This window comes from Streptomyces sp. ICN903, assembly GCF_022015835.1.
Taxonomy (GTDB): Bacteria; Actinomycetota; Actinomycetes; order Streptomycetales; family Streptomycetaceae; genus Streptomyces; species Streptomyces fenghuangensis.
In genome coordinates, this window is sequence record NZ_JAKMAY010000014.1 from 23,661 (window position 1) to 38,433 (window position 14,773).

Genomic DNA, 14,773 nt, shown 5'->3' on the forward strand with positions numbered 1-14,773 from the left:
GGCGTGGGGGCCGGCCGGGATCAGCGCGTCGTCGCCCGACCGGTGCGGCCCGACTGACTCGGCGTCGTCCGCGGCGGCCGTGCCCGGCCGCGCCCACCGGGCGGGGTCGCCCAGGACCCAGTCGGGTGACGGTTCCATCAGGCCCAGGGCGAGGAGGGCGACGATCGACCGTTCACCGGCGTTCGGGGGGACGACCCATCCATGGGGTGTGTCGGGGCAGGTGGCCGCGAGGCGCTCGGCCCGTCGCAGCAGCACGGGCCATGGGAAACGGCCGCGTTCGGTCACGACACCCGTGCGGGAGGCGCGCAGCACCGGTTCGGCCCGCTTCAGCCATGCGCCGAGATCGCCCATGTCACCCACTCCCTGATGGTCGTCGGGCCCCGCAGATCCTCGGGGACGGTCACGCCGTGTTCCTTCAGCACGACGTAGGTCACCTCGCGCTCCAGCGAGGTCAGCGGCCGGTCGAGGTCGTCCTCCTCCAGCGCCTCGGTCAGCGCGCGGGTGAGCGCCGCCGCGTCGGCGGAGGGCGGCGCGGTACACGTGACCCGCAGCCGGCGCGGCATGTCGAAGCGGATGTGCCGGATCCGCTCGCTGTCCTCGCCGGCCGGAGCGGCGTCCGGCGCGATGCGGTGCAGCGCGGCGAACAGCTCTCGTGCCTGGTGGCGGGCGAGCCGGGCGCCGAGGCAGCGGTAGGCGCCCCAGCCGAAGGAGAACAAGGCACGCCCGGCCACGGGGTCGTCGTCCATCCGGTTGGCGTCGGCGATCCGGACGGAGACGATCTGCCCGGGGCGCAGCTCGTGGCCGTCGAGCCGGATCGGTTCGCGCACCACCCGCTCCAGCGTCTTCAGCGGTGGTTCGGCCCGCAGGGCGTCGTCGAGGAGGCGTTCGCGCTGTTCGGCGTCGGCGAGCGCGCCGGGCGTACCGAGGATCCGTACGGCCGTGTTGCCGAGCATCCCCCCGACCGTCTCCAGAGACGCCTGGACCAGCATCACCGCGTTGGCCTCGACGTCCTCGTCGGGCAGGTCGATCGCACCGGCGTTCCAGGCGCCGAGCACCGAGGTCCCGGGGGCGGCCGTCCGCGCCGCGGTGACGGTCTCGCGGATGCGGACGAGCGCGGCTCGCCCGGCGCGGACCGCCTCCGCGGGGTCCTCCAACCGGGCGGCATAGGCGACCAGGGCGAGTTGCTGGCTGAGCTTGTGCAGGCGCCGGTACTCCTCGTCCGTGACGCCGATGAGCCGCGCTCCGGTGCGCACCGCGTACGGGAACGCCACCGCGGTCATGAACTCGCCGCCTCCGGCCTCGGCGAACCGTTGCACGATGTGCTCCGCGTCCGCGCGCAGGCCGGGTGTGCGGGCGGCGACGGCGTCCGCGGAGAAGAACCCGCCGAACGCGCGGCGCAGCACCATGTGCCGGTCGTGGCCGGTCTGGAGCATGACGCGTTCGGCGAACGCGGTGATCTCCCGCACCGCGGGGTGCAGTTCGGCGGGCAGTTTCGTGGCCAGGTGCGACATGACGGGCTGTGGTTCCAGAACGCCCAGCCGTTGGTCGCCCAGGAGCCGGGTGGCCAGGGCCCGGCTGGTCACCGTCCAGCCCAGACCGCCCGGCAGCGGGCTCAGCCCGGCGTCGGCCGCGGGTGCGGCGGCGGCTTGCGGGTCACGGGAACGGGTGCGGCTCATGCCGTACCTCCTCGGGGGAAAACGCACGGTGGCCCAAGCCGTTCCTGGCCCGGAACGCGCTGAGGGTCTCGGGCGGCGGCAGGCGTCGGTGCCGGTGGCCGAACGTCATCGGCACCGTGCCCGGTACGACCGCCTTGACGCAGCTCAGGCCCAGTCGGTGCAGTTCGTCGGTGGTGTGGTCGACGACGAGGACCTCCTGCCCGTCGCGCTGTGCGGCCCGCAGCAGTGCGCCGAGGTCGGCGGCGACGTCGCCGACCGGTTCGTACAGGGCGGGCGCGGACGCCGCCGCGGGAGGGGCTCCGTCGAGGAGGAAGGAGAACCAGGGCCGTGCCTGGGGCAGGGCGGCGACGAGGGCGTGGTCCTCCATCCGGCGCACCAGGTCCGCATCGTGCAGGGCGCGCTCCAGTTCGGGGCGGCGGCGGCGGTACTCCAGGGTGATGACAGGGGCGGCGGCGGCCATCTCGTACACGGCTCCGAGCAGCGCGCCCTCGGTGGTGAGGGCCGAGCCGGCGGTGACGAGGGTGGCGGGTCGGTCGGGGTCCTTCGAGGTCGACACCAGCAGCACCACCGGTACGTCGAACGCGCCGACCGCCCGGAAGGCCCGCAGGTCGCGGCCGGTGCGGTGGCGCACCGTGCGCACGGCGCGGGCGGCGGTGCCGCGCACGTGGCCGAGGTCGAGTTCCGGCAGCGGTGTGCCGGAGTACCAGGTGCACAGGAAGGCGTCGCGTTCGGCCACCTCCAGCAGCGCCGCGAGCAGGGCCTCCTCCGTGCCGGAGCCCAGAGCGCAGCCGTTGGAGTTCTCGTACACGAATCTGGGGCCGGTCTCCGGGCGTCGGGCGGCTCCGTAGTAGGCGACGTGGAAGGGCAGCAGGGTGCGCCGGCCGGTCAGCGCGGAGTGGGCTTCCGCCCAGCCGGTCGGCGTGTCCGGGGTGAACGGCGTGTACTCGAAGCCCGGGGTGCGGTACGCCTCGTCGGGGTGGAGGAGCAGCGTGCGCGGGTCGACCGCGTCGCCGAGCAACTCGCCGTAGGCGGCGAAGCGGACCGGATCACGGCCGCCGCAGTGCCATCCGGCGTAGCGTTCCAGTCCCTCCAGGACGGCCGCGGGGCGGGCTCCGGTGTAATCCTGGGCCCGGCCGATCGCGATCTCGTCGAATCCCCAGACCGTGGGCACCCGCACCTGGGTCGACGGCAGGGCGGCCCCCTCGCCGACGGAGGCGGAGCGGGTGATGCCCGACCATGCGTCGAGGTACTCCTGCTCCAGCCGTTCGGCGTACCGGGTGGCGGAGTGACGGCGCGCGGAGCCCGGGGCCGTCGCGGGCAGGGGCCGGGACAGGTCGGGCAGCGGCGGCGGGAGCGGGCGGCGCGCGGTCCGGCAGTGCGGCGTGGTGCACAGGGCGTGCGGCAGGGCCGGATGCCAGTCGCCGGCCGGTCGGCCGGGCCCGATCGCGAAGGCGGCCTCGACGCTGCGTGCCGGTCGGCCGGCGGCGAGCCGCTCGGTCTCGTCCCGGACGAGGGCTGCCGCCAGCCGGTCGGCGCCGGGCGGCAGCCACGCGCCGTCGCGGGCGGACAGGCGGCGCGGGACCGCTGCGGCCAGCGGGACGCCGTCGGGTCCGTCCGCCGCCCGGACGCGCAGCGCCAGGCAGTGCGGGCAGCCGGGCCGGCCCGGTCGCGTCAGCGGGCCCACGACGACCCGGCCGCGCAACCCGTACACGGGCAGGACGACCGCGTCGGTCGCCGCGAGACGCGACAGGTCGGCGTCCCACGACAGGTCCACGACGACGAGCGGCCGTCCGTCCCCGGACCGGTCCGTGCCGTGGGCTTCCTCGCCGGCGGTGCGCACGTCGGCGACCTCCGCGACCAGCCGTCGCAGCCGTGCCGCGAAGCCACCGTCGGTGCGGGCCTCCGCCCGGCGCGAGATCGACGTCCCGCTCATGCCTCGGACCCTGGGGCCAGCACCACACCCGTCAGCTCTCCGGCGACCAGCGGCGGCAGCGCGACCTCGCGCCGGAGGAGCCCCAGCGCGACCGCGACCGACCGGACCGACCGGGCGTCGGGCGCCGTCTCGGACGGCAGCGCCGGTACGGCTTCCCGGGCGTCCTCCGCGCTGAGCTGGTCTCGGGCCAGCGCGGTCAGCAGAGCGCGTTCCTCGGCCTGGTCGGGGGTGAAGCCGGTGCGTGTGACGGTGCCTTCGGCGCCGTCGACGCGGGTTCGCCACAGTCCGCTGGGGTGGCGTTCGGTGCGGGTGTCGACGTCGGGGCCGGCCAGTTCCGCCAGACGCAGCGCTCGTTCGGAGCGGGCGTCGGCGGGGCGGCGTTCGGCGCACGTGTCGTCCAGGGCCCGGTCGGCCCAGTGGAGCAGGGCGCGGGCCAAAGCCTGGTCCCCGTCCCTGCCGACGCCCGCCGCGGTGCCGGATGCGCCCTCGGCTTCCGGCAGCGTCGCCTCCACGGCGGTCAGGGCGGCCTCGGCGCGGGCGTCGGCCATGGACTCCGCGACGATGACGGGTCCGTGGGCCGATCCGGTCGGCCGGGTGCGTCCTGGCGGGTTGGTCCGCACCCGCAGAGCGGTGAGCGGGAACTGAGGGAGCTGTTCGGGAGCGCAGGAGAACAGCGGGCCGAAGCACCGCGCGCCGAAGACCGACTCGGGGAAGCGGCCGCCGGCCGCGGGGCCGCTCGGTGCGCCGGTGTGGAAGCCGTGTCCGGGGCAGCCCGGGTCCGGGTCGACGGCCGTGCGCCAGATGCTGAGCCGGGTCAGGTCCACGACGACGCCCTCGCCGAGCACGCCGTCGTCACCGGTGGCGACGTACTGGAACAGCTCCTGGGCGAGCACCGTCGCCGCCACCGACACCGGTACGTGTCCCAGGCCCGTCGACGGGGGCAGCGCGACGGCCTGGTGGGCCAGGCGCCGCCAGGCGCACCGTACGCAGGCCCGTCCCGATCCGGGCAGCTGCCCTTTCAGCAGCAGTGCCTGGCCGCTCACCAGTCCCGCCCAGGCGCCGGTGCCGGCGGCTTCGGCCCGGTCCAGGAACCTCCAGGCCTCCTCCTCGGCGGCCGGCGGGAAGAGCCCGACGAGGGTGCGTCCCGCGCCGTCGGTGTCGGGGCCGGTCAGGTGGACGGGGGCTCCTCGGCGGGTGAAGTCCTCGGCGACCTCGAGGAGTTCGGCGTCGGGTTCGGCATCGAGCAGGGTGATGTCGCCGAAGCCGCTCTCCATGAACGCCGTGGCCAGTGGCCCGGCCCGGTCGACCGGGCCGGCCAGGGCCAGCGGGTGGCGGCGGGCCCGGTCCAGGCCGGCCGCGGGGTCGGTGGTGAAGTGCCGCAGGAACTCCACTTGTTGTGGGAAGAGGTCCGCCGGTGTGGAGCCGTCGAGGTTGGTGTCGGCGTTCTCCCAGCGGACCACCTTGCGCTGTTCCAGCACCTTCAGCAGCTGGTCCACGAATCGGGCCTGGTCCGGTTTGAGGGCACCGAGCAGGGTGTCCGGCACGACGCCGCGGTCCAGCAGCGGGGCGAGTCTCTCGATCCAGGTCGCGACCGTGCCGCCGTTCAGTGTGAACGAACCGTCCGTGGTGCGGATCCACACCCCGTTCGGCACCGGTATGTAGTAGGCGTCGCTGCGCAGCCGCAGCAGGCTCGCGGTCATGCCCCACCCCCGTGGCCCGCCGGCATGGCGAGCGGACGCAGACTGTTCTCCAGGTACAGGCCCCTGCGGTAGGTGCCCACGGGCACCATCAGCAAAGACGTGAGGTGCCGGGGCACAAGGCCCAGCGCGTCGTCGAGCAGGCCGCTGACGAAGCCCAGCACCGGGTGCGCGGTCAGGCCCGCGCGGGCCGCGCACACCGTGAGCCGCTGGGCGAGGACCCCCGCCAGCAGGTGCTGGGTGCGGTAGCCGACCGGGCCGCCGGCGCCGCGGTGCGGGTCGGTGGAGCCGACCATGACAGCGATCAGCGGGGCCTGTCCGATGTTCATGTAGTCGGCGAACATGCTGCGCTGGGCCGGCGCGCCGAAGTCGCCGCCGGCGAGCCGGGACAGTCGCCGCCCGTCCCGGTGCGGCAGGTAGGCGCCGGGCGGGATGCCGGGAACGGATCTCGCGATCAGCACGCACCGCGGGTGCATCGGGGTGTCCTCGCTGCCGGGCACGTCGCAGTCGAGCGGGGCGAGTACCTCGGGCAGCCATTCGGCCAGGGTCTCCGCCGGCAGCGGTGAGCCGCGCAACTGCTCGCCGAGGGCAGAGCGGCCCCAGGAGTCGGCCACAGCGAGCGGCCGCGGGGTCGCGGCGGGCAGCTCGGCATCCACCCGGCCGGCGAGGTCCGCCGGCTCGACGGGCGGCAGGTCGACGGGCCGGCCGGGGCGTGCGGCGGCCAGGCAGGCTCCGTGCATCCGGCGGCTGCCGGTGCCGGGCCCGGGCGGCGCGGTCATTCCCAGCCAGCGGGGCCGGCCGGGCGGTGGCGCCTCGCCGAGTCCGGCCGCCGCCGGTGCGTCGCCCACGGTGATGTCCAGTACGGCCGGGGCGGCCTCCTGATCGGGGTCGAGTCCGAGCCATTCGAGGATCCGCCGCTCGTCCACGCCGAAGGTGACCCGGCACGGCAGGCCCCAGGAGCGGGCGGTGAGCGCGAACTGGCCGACGACCGCGCCGGTGTCCATCGCCCCGAGCCGGTAGGAGAAGTCGCCGTACTTGAAGTGGTTCTTCCACAGCGGCTGGGTGAGTACGAGGCGGACGCACCCCTCGGGGGGCGTCAGCTCCGCCGGGGGCCGCCCGAGGGAGAGCACCGCCAAGGCGTGGCGCACCGCGTCGTAGTGGTGGACGCCGGCGTCCAGGCCGTCCACGCCGGCGACGGCCACGTAGCACTCGGCCGGGTACGTCACGCCGCCCGAGGGCACGGCCCGGCGCAGTTGGTAGTGCGGGTTGCGGTGGACCGGCGTGGGCTCCTCGGGGCTGCTCTTGGCGATGCCCTCCGGGTACCAGCGCACGCCGGTCAGACCGTAGCCGGCCTGGAGCAGCATGCCGAGCCGGGCGGCGGGGGCGGCGTCGGCGAACGCGGCCGCCGCCGTGGGGCCCCCGGCGGCGACCGCCCGCGGCAGGGTGGGCAGATCGGTGCGGGGCAGGTCGACGTACCAGCGGAAGGGGCTGGGGATGTTCTTCCAGTCGATCTGCCAGTGTCGCGGGTGGATCTCCTCGTAGCTGCCGCGCAGCCGGCGCACGAAGGCGTCCACGCCCGCCGCGTCGAACGGTTCGCTCCGCTGTGCGCCGCGGGTGAGCGGCGGTGCGTCGGTGCCCGTGGCCGTCATCCGGTTACCTCGGCTTCCGGCCGCACCGACCGGATGATCTCGGCGGCGTCGAGGTCGTACTCCTCCTCGAAGGCCCGTGCGATCAGGTGGAAGAGCGTGTACCGGTCGGCGAGCAGGAAGCCCAGCCGGTACAGGTGCCAGTGGGCGTACGCCTGGGCCAGCCGGGAGGCCAGGAAGCGTCGGTCCTCGCGGATCATGCCCTGGTAGAACTTGTTGTCGGCGATCGCGCGGTGGATGCCGGCCACGGGTGGCTCCGGCAGGTCCGCGAGCCACTCCACCTTCGGCCTGCGGTACAGGCCGTCGGGCGACGGGGCGAGCTTGGCGGTCTCGGCCTTGCGCGGCGTGGCGTAGAGGTAGAACCGGCCGTCGTCGAAGCCCTGCTGGATGGCCGGCAGATAGCCGCGCAGCCGCAGTGTCCAGTCGCGGGCGAGGTCGGGTACGTCGAGCAGGTCGCCGTCGGGGTCGCGCATGGCGTCGACGAGCGCGCGCAGCCGGGGGCGGAGCAGGTCGCGGTTCTGCTCGTAGCGCCGGGCGTGTTTGGCGCGGGTGCCCTCCGGGTCCCGGATGAGCAGCATGTAACCCTCGAACGTGGCCAAGTAGGAGAGGTAGCCCGCCTTGAAGCCGAACCGGGCGATGGGCTCGGGCAGCCGGGGGGCGAGCAACAGGCCGCTGCACACCAGGTAGTCGAAGGCCACGGCGAGACGCAGCGCCCGGTCACCGCGGGTGGCGCGCAGGGTGGTCAGGGCGAGCGGCGTGGTCTCGGTCCAGAACGACTCCGCGAGGCCGAGCGCGGCAGCGCCGCCCAGCCAGTCGTGCTCGTGGTTGTAGGGCTGGTACTCGAAGACGTCGCCGCTGTGGGCGCCGGTCCCGGCGGAGCCGATGTGCTCGGTGATCCGGGCCCTCAGGCGCCGTTCGACCGAGGGGCTGGCGGTCTTGAAGCGCAGCCGGAGGAAGGGCCTGCCGCCGTGGTTCTCCCGCAGGTAGAACCACGACCGGGTCTCGCCGAGTGCCACGGACTCGTCGAGGGCGGGCGCGACCACGTCGAGAAGGAGGTCCTCCTGCACCGACCACGGGACGCTGACGGTGAGATCCTTTTGTTCACTGATGGACATGGTGTTCATCCCTGTCGTGTGCCGCCGGCGCCGGGCGAGGCCGGCTCGCCGCCTGCTCCGTGGCCGCCCGGTGGGCCAGGTAGGCGACGAAGCACTCGCCCTGCGGGCGGACGTTCATCCGGTTGTTGGTGGTGTGCAGGTACTGGCTGACGAGGGCGGCGAGGGCGACCGCGGGGGGCGCCGAGCGGTCGGTCTCCGCCGGCCACACCCGGCCCGACGTCACGAGGGGGCGCAGCCGTTCGAGCGCGTCACCGATCGTCCGCTCCCAGCGTTCACCGAGCCCCTTGCCGATCGGCTCGCCCGCGTCCAGGTCGGCGACCAGGGCCGTGTAGGTCTCGCGTTGCAGTCGGTACTGCGCGTCCCAGGCGGCGAGCAGGCGCTTGTCCGTCACATAGGCGGCCCAGCGTTCGTGGTAGGTGCGCAGGAACACGGCGCGTTCGTCGGGGCCGAAGCCGAGCGCCCGCGCGGCCAGGAGCAGCATCTGGAGGGCGATGCCGAGACGGGCCCGGTCGGTGTGGACCAGCCGGAGCACCTGTCCGGCCAGCAGGGAGCCGGCGTGGAAGACGTCCTCGGCGATCTCGACGCCTTCGGGGCCGCCGTATTTGGCCAGTTCGGGCCGGTAGTCGATCCAGCGCACCGTGTTGGGCGGTTCGGGGGTGCGCAGCCGGTCGTCCGAGGCGTCGCCGTGCTCCAGCTCGCTGAGCCGGCGCAGCGCCTCGCGCAGCCGGTCCGGGTCGGTGTCGTCGGGGCCGGGGTGCCGTTCCAGGTAGGCGGTGATGCGGCGCTCCGCCTCGTCCCGCACATCGTCCTCGTGCTCGGCCGGTACCTGCATGCGCAGCCGGACGTGCGGGCCGCGCTCCCAGTGGCGCAGGTAGAAGTGGCGCAGCAGGCGCCCCTCCCTGCGCAGGTCATCGACCATGGGCAGCAGGAGGTCTGTCAGCAGCGGGTCGGTGTCGCCGTGGTGGAAGACATGGCAGGACAGCCAGGTCTGCGTGACGGCCGGACTCACGGTGCCCCCTCGGTGGTCTCGACGATGAACTCCTCGGTGTACCGGGTGCGGATCGGTTCGGCGTCGGCGCCGAGCGGTGTCGGCAGGCACTCCTGGAACGTCATGTCGCCCTGGCACCGGCGCAGTGCCCGCTGCCAGGCGCGCACGCCGGTGATGCTGGTGAAGTCCAGGAAGGTGGGCTTGCGTTCGGCCGAGGTCGGGAACCGTGCGAGGGTCCTCGTCCAGTCGCGTCGCCGCTCCGCGGAGACCGGCACCAGCGGGTCGGGCAGGGTGAAGCCGCGGTAGAAGACCCGTTCGGGCAGCCCCAGTTCCGCCCGCCAGCGCCGTGCCTCCCGCAGGAGCGCGGTCCCGGTCAGGTCGGTGATGTCCGGGAGCAGTGGTGCGGGCACCTTCCAGGTGCGGCGGGCCAGGACCAGGCCGCCGGAGCGGACGCGAGGGTAGCGGCGTACGGTGTGCCGGTCGCCGCGGCGCTGGTCGACCCGGTCCCACCAGGCGAGGTTGGCAAGGCTGCCGGAGCTGAAGAAGCCGAGGAACTGGTAAAAGCGCGGGGCGAGTTCGTTGAGGAGGAAGTTCAGCGGCACCAGCCGCAGCACGGGGCCGTCCTTGCCGCGGCGCAGCAGCAGCCGGCCCGTGGCCTCGTCGTATTCGACCCAGCACTCCTCCAGGGAGATGCCCGTGTCCGTGCCCCATTCCCGTCCGGGTGCGGAGCAGGGGTAGCGCAGATGGCCGCCGAGGAGCGGGGGGTGGACGTTGGCGTTGATGCCGAGGACGGCCGACAGGTCGGTCAACGGCGCCGACGCGTGGTCGTCGCGGGCGATGTCCGCGGTGACCAGGTCGCCGAAGCCCTGGTCGCCGACCGCGCTGTAGGCGGGCAGGAAGCGGGAGACGGCCCGGCCGAAGCCGATCGAGCCGCCGTTGACGACGAGCAGGTCGCCCTCGGGGGACGGGTGGTGCTGCACGGTCCAGCTGACCCGCGACCAGCGTGGGATCCACGGCGGAAGCCGCTCGGCGAGCCGTGCGGCGTGCCGCGGGTCGACGACCGCTTCGGCGTCGTCGCCGCCGTCGGGGTCGGCCAGGTCGAACACCGCGTCCTGGAGACCGCGCAGTTGCCGTGGCACCGCGGCGGTCAGGTCGGTGAGGCGCTCGGCGAGCAGGGGTTGCAGCTTGGGTGAGGACAGCGCCGCGAAGAGTGTGAGGAGCCGGTGCGGGCCGGGTCCGAAGCGGGTCCTGACCACGTCGGCGACGATCGCCCGAACGTGTGCGCCGTCGTCGAAGACGGGCATCAGCCGGTGCCAGGGTTCCAGGTCGGGCAGGTGCCGCCGCCACCGGTCGGCGTTCTCACTGCGCGGCCGGGCCAGCACGGTGTCCTCGTAGACGAGGGTCCGCGCCGTGTCGACGGGGGGCACGGTGACGCCGCAGAGCGCGGCGAGGTCGGTGACGTGCCCGGTGATACGGGCGATGAGTTGTGCGCGCCGGTCGGTGTCGGCCGTCCCGAAGGCGGCCTCGGCCGTCGCCAGGCCTGTCAGGCATTCCCGCAGGGCGGGGTCGGTGTCGGCGGGCAGCAGCTCGGTCAGGCGTGCGATCGGATGCGGGTGCTGGTCGCCGACGTTCAGGTCACGGGCCAGGACCTCTTTTTCGAACAGGGTGTCGAGCTGGGCGGTGGCGTCCTGCGGAGGTGTGCCGGGCAGGGCCGCGCACCGCTCCCGCACCTCTCTCTCGGGCACGGCGGCGTCGGCCGGCAGGGTGAGCAGTTGTGTCACCACCGGGCCGGTCGGGACGCGTACGAACCGCTCCTTGCTCGCGGGCACCTCGGTGCCGTCCCTGCCTCGGACGAGGAAGACGACACCGTCGGCGGACGCGCCCACCACCGGTGCCCGCCGTACCACGGCCACCGGCCGCAGCGCCGGTTGTTCGGCCAGGGACCGTTCCACCCAGCTCACCAGCTGCCGTGGCAACCGGCACACGGATGCCCGTTCCTGGTCTCCGTTCTCGGCCTCGGCCCCCGGGGTGTCCTCCAGGAGCACCGGCTGCGTGTGGACCAGTTGGCCGAAGGGGGACGGTTTGAGGGTGCTGCGGGTGAGGAGGTTGAGGACGGTCGACTCGGTCATGCGGTCCCGTTTGCCGTGGGCGGTGCCGTGGGCGACCCCGGTGGCATAGCGGTCCATGTTCTGCAGCAGGCCGTCCGCGCTGAGTTGGGCGCCCGCTCGCAGGGCGGGGTCGAGGGCCGCGGAGGCGAGCGTCTTCTGCTCGGTGCCCAGCGCCGCCTCGTACTCGGCCGCCAGCCGCGCGGTCAGCTCCTCGCGCCGGGCCGCCAGGGAGCGCAGTTCCGCCACCCCTGCCGAGGCGGGGAGGTGGAGTGTTTGCAGGTCGGTCTCCGGGACGTCCACCGCCCGGTGCAGGCGGCGGCGCAGGGCGAGCACCGCACGCCGCCGGTCGCGGTCGTCCAGGAGGGGGACGAGGGCGGTGAGTTCATCGGCCACCCGCGGTGCCCACTCGGCCCAGTCACGGCGCACCCGCGCCAACTCGTCGCAGAGCCGGGCGACCTCTCGCGAGGAGAGCCGGTCCACCAGGTCCAGGGGTTGGGAGCACACACGCACGACGCCGTATCCGGCGTACCTGATCCCCGGGCTAGACACGGGTCTCCTCCCCAGTGGCGGCGGCCGCCCGGGCGGCGGCGCGCCGGCGCTCGTGGAAGACGGTGCGCCCGGCGTCGACGCGATCGGCGAAGTCCTCGACGGACGCGACGAAGACGCGCGGCGCGTCCACCGGTACGACGTGTCCGGCGCCGGCGATGACCGCGACGTCGGCGCCGGCCGCGGCGGCCGGTTCGATCGCGTTCCGCTCGTTCTGCAACAGCGCCCCGTTGACGAGGTGAACCGGGGCCCGGAAGCTCTTCAGATCGTCCAGGCCGGGCAGCCGCAGGCAGCCGTCGGACAGCTCGTCGAACGTCGCGGTGAGCAGCTTCTCCCATTTCTCGCCGTGCAGTTGCGCGAAGTGGTCCCGGACGCCCCGCTGCCGGGCCGCCATGCTGGTGAAGCCGGTGAGCCAGCGGTTGAGCGTTCCGGGGGAGAGCAAGAACGAATACCCGGACATGATCACACCGGCGACGGCGTCGGGCGCGTTCTCCGCCGCACGGAACGCGACTGCGGCGCCCAGGTAGGAAAGCCCTGCCACCAAAGGTGGTTCGGGTTGTCCGTGAATCTCTTTTCGGACACGTTCCACCGCCACCGCGGCCGGATGCGAAGGTATTTCAGTCTCGCTTCCGTGGCCAGGGAGCCGTACTTCGACGACGGAGCGGCTCCATAGATGCCGGCACCTCGCGTAATGGGCGTCTTCCGTACCCATCAGACCGTGCACCAGGATTAAGGGTCGCACGTGATACCAGCTTTCTTTCGCCAGAAACAGAGTGCAGGCAGAAAAAGCCCCGGATCCCCTTCCGACGATTTTAATCGGAAGTTGAACCTCCGTCCACAGCGAAAGGCTCGGCGCAAAAGGGCATGACGAGGAAACGCTCCGGACGGTGGTGAAATACGCCCTGGTCAGGCATAATGAAGGCGGTGTCGCGGGAGCCGGTCCGTGCGAGGGCCGGCTCCCGCGACACCTCGGCGAGGATCCAAGCCGAGCCGGAACCCTCGGACCTGCTCGATTGGCGCGGGCAGGTCCGAGGGCGGCGCGGTCAGGCCCCGCGTCCGCGACTAACTCACGAGCTGCAGCTGCAGGTGCAGATGCAGGTCGTGCAGGAGGCGGACGCGACCATCGTGACGGTCAGGTCCTCACTGTCGAGCAGCGTCTCGTCCATGTAGTCGCTGATTTCCAGGGCGTCGACGTCCAGGCCGGTGAGGCCTTCGACACCGATGTTCTGGTCGACGGCGAGATCGCTCATGCCGTTCCCCCATTCCAAAAACAGATGCGGATCGCGTACTTCGCGCCGCACATGAGCCGGCAGCAGGAAAACACAGCACGACTCCCCCGGACCCTTCTGCCCGGGCCTGTTCGAGGATAAGCACGGCCACTCCCCGTCATCAAGAGGACCGTTCGAGCCACACCACATCCGTATCCATGGTTTTCCAATCACAACCACAAGCCCCTGTGACGTACATCACACTCCCCTTGTGATGCGGTCTTGTACCAACAGACCAGCCGCCGGTACGGTTGCGCCCCGTGACGCGTTTATCTGCCATTGACCGCAGGACGCACTCGGTGGCCCGACTTTGGCATCCTTCCAACCGCCGACCGCGACGACGCCACCCATGGGGGATCTCCGATGAAGGTAGGAACCTGCTCGATTCCGGACGGCACCGCCCTCGCACGTTTCCGCGACAGCGGTGAATACACGCACGCCGAAGCAGCGGAAGCAGTAATTCCGGGGAACGGCAGGATTGATGCGAGAGAGCTGGCGCGCCTGACCATGGACCGCCCCGGCCTGACGCCCGAGCGGGCGTCCCGGCTGGTCGATCTGTGGATCCGCGTCCAGGGCGTGCTCCTGCGCCCCCTGGGGGTCAAGCCCAACACCATGCGCGACGGCCGGGAACAGCCCCTGCCCGAAGTGGGCGGCCGGCTCGGCCCCTACGAGGTGTTCGAGGCGAGCGAGGACGAGGTGCTCCTCGGCGACACCGACGCGCTCCTGGAACACCGCATGTCCTTCGTCGTCGCGGACGGCAAGGCCTTCATCGGTGTCGTCCTGCGCACCAGGAACAAGGCGGGCGACGCCTACTGGGAGCAGTTCCGCCACAACCAGACCCAGCTCCTGCACGAGTCGCTCCGCCGCGGGCTGAGCCGGGCCGTCGGCGACGGAGGCGAAACGAACGGCCGCGAGACGGCCGCAGATCGGTGACGGCCCGCCGGACGGCTGTAGACCGGCGCACGTGAGAAGGGCCCCATGTCAAGTCTGACCGAAACCGCCCGTTGGATCGCCTGTGCCAGGGCAGCCGAATCGCTCCGGCCCGACCGCCTGTTCGATGACTCGCTCGCGGTGGAGTACCTCCGGCGCACCGACCCGGAACTGTACGCCGGGCTGCGTTCCGAGCCGAGTTCACGCTTCGATGTCCTCGCCGTGCGCACCAGGTTCTTCGACGACTGCCTGCTGCGCGCCGTGACCGAGGGCGCCCCCCGACAGGTCGTCGTGCTGGCCGCCGGCCTGGACGGCCGGGCCTTCCGGCTGCCCTGGCCCGCCGGCGTCACCCTCTACGAGGTGGACCTCCCCGAGGCGATCGAGGAGAAGTCCGCGTTCCTGGCCCGCCACGGTCCGGCCACCGCGCGGTGCCGCCGGGTGCCGGTGTCCGGCGACCTCACCGGCGACTGGCCGGCCGCGCTCGCCGAGGCGGGATTCCGCGAGGACCTGCCGACCGCGTGGCTGGCCGAGGGGGTCCTCTACTACCTGACCGGGGACCAGGTGGACGCGGTCGTGGATCAGGTGACCGAACTGTCCGCGCCCGGCAGCGTCCTGTGCCTGGAGCAGGTGAACACCGACCTGTACCGCGCACCGTGGATGCAGCAGTGGCTGCGCACGATGCGCGACGAGGGCCGGCCGTGGCTCTCCGGGGTGGCCGATCCCGAGACCTGGCTCGCCCGCCGAGGTTGGCGGGCCGCCGTCCACGAACCGTGCCACCTGCCCGAGGCAGAGGGCCGCCTGGTCCCCCGCACCCCACCGCGCGACGTCCCCGGAGCCGCCCGCACCTGGCTGATCAGGGCCGACCT

Annotated in this window: 12 protein-coding genes; 2 read left to right on the forward strand and 10 right to left on the reverse strand. The window is 73.1% G+C overall.

The window, feature by feature from the left end; genetic code table 11:
- The 10 genes from L7D48_RS02940 to L7D48_RS02985 form a co-directional block, all read right to left on the reverse strand.
- A partial coding sequence (locus L7D48_RS02940) for a hypothetical protein (protein WP_237877071.1) occupies window positions 1-351 on the reverse strand: 351 nt, incomplete at its 3' end.
- Window positions 327-1,676 carry a cytochrome P450 gene (locus L7D48_RS02945; protein WP_237877073.1) on the reverse strand — a complete coding sequence of 450 codons (1,350 nt, stop codon included), beginning with the start codon at window positions 1,674-1,676 and terminating at the stop codon, window positions 327-329. The genes L7D48_RS02940 and L7D48_RS02945, both read right to left, overlap by 25 nt.
- The gene (locus L7D48_RS02950) at window positions 1,654-3,609 is read right to left on the reverse strand and encodes a TOMM precursor leader peptide-binding protein (RefSeq protein ID WP_237877075.1); all 1,956 of its coding nucleotides are present in this window, start codon (window positions 3,607-3,609) and stop codon (window positions 1,654-1,656) included. The genes L7D48_RS02945 and L7D48_RS02950 overlap by 23 nt, the downstream gene beginning before the upstream one ends.
- Complete coding sequence (locus tag L7D48_RS02955; RefSeq protein ID WP_237877078.1) at window positions 3,606-5,309, reverse strand: hypothetical protein; 1,704 nt, start codon at window positions 5,307-5,309, stop codon at window positions 3,606-3,608. The genes L7D48_RS02950 and L7D48_RS02955 overlap by 4 nt, the downstream gene beginning before the upstream one ends.
- Complete coding sequence (locus L7D48_RS02960; RefSeq protein WP_237877080.1) at window positions 5,306-6,955, reverse strand: SagB family peptide dehydrogenase; 1,650 nt, start codon at window positions 6,953-6,955, stop codon at window positions 5,306-5,308. Before L7D48_RS02960 ends, L7D48_RS02955 begins: the two co-directional genes overlap by 4 nt.
- Complete coding sequence (locus tag L7D48_RS02965; protein WP_237877082.1) at window positions 6,952-8,067, reverse strand: lantibiotic dehydratase C-terminal domain-containing protein; 1,116 nt, start codon at window positions 8,065-8,067, stop codon at window positions 6,952-6,954. Before L7D48_RS02965 ends, L7D48_RS02960 begins: the two co-directional genes overlap by 4 nt.
- The gene (locus L7D48_RS29355; RefSeq protein ID WP_237877084.1) at window positions 8,054-9,076 is read right to left on the reverse strand and encodes a lantibiotic dehydratase C-terminal domain-containing protein; all 1,023 of its coding nucleotides are present in this window, start codon (window positions 9,074-9,076) and stop codon (window positions 8,054-8,056) included. Before L7D48_RS29355 ends, L7D48_RS02965 begins: the two co-directional genes overlap by 14 nt.
- The gene (locus L7D48_RS29360; protein WP_237877086.1) at window positions 9,073-11,712 is read right to left on the reverse strand and encodes a lantibiotic dehydratase family protein; all 2,640 of its coding nucleotides are present in this window, start codon (window positions 11,710-11,712) and stop codon (window positions 9,073-9,075) included. The genes L7D48_RS29355 and L7D48_RS29360 overlap by 4 nt, the downstream gene beginning before the upstream one ends.
- Complete coding sequence (locus L7D48_RS02980; protein ID WP_374490803.1) at window positions 11,705-12,250, reverse strand: alpha/beta fold hydrolase; 546 nt, start codon at window positions 12,248-12,250, stop codon at window positions 11,705-11,707. Before L7D48_RS02980 ends, L7D48_RS29360 begins: the two co-directional genes overlap by 8 nt.
- Before the next feature lie 526 nt (window positions 12,251-12,776).
- On the reverse strand, window positions 12,777-12,959 hold the full coding sequence (locus tag L7D48_RS02985; RefSeq protein ID WP_237877087.1) for a thiocillin/thiostrepton family thiazolyl peptide: 183 nt from the start codon (window positions 12,957-12,959) through the stop codon (window positions 12,777-12,779).
- Window positions 12,960-13,340: 381 nt separating this feature from the next.
- Here L7D48_RS02985 and L7D48_RS02990 point away from each other — a divergent pair, with 381 nt between their 5' ends.
- Both L7D48_RS02990 and L7D48_RS02995 read left to right on the forward strand, forming a co-directional pair.
- Window positions 13,341-13,910, forward strand: a complete 570-nt coding sequence (locus L7D48_RS02990) for a DUF2867 domain-containing protein (RefSeq protein WP_237877089.1) — start codon at window positions 13,341-13,343, stop codon at window positions 13,908-13,910.
- A 45-nt stretch (window positions 13,911-13,955) separates the two neighbouring features.
- Window positions 13,956-14,773, forward strand: an 818-nt coding sequence (locus tag L7D48_RS02995; protein WP_237877091.1) for an SAM-dependent methyltransferase, incomplete at its 3' end; no start/stop codon positions are given.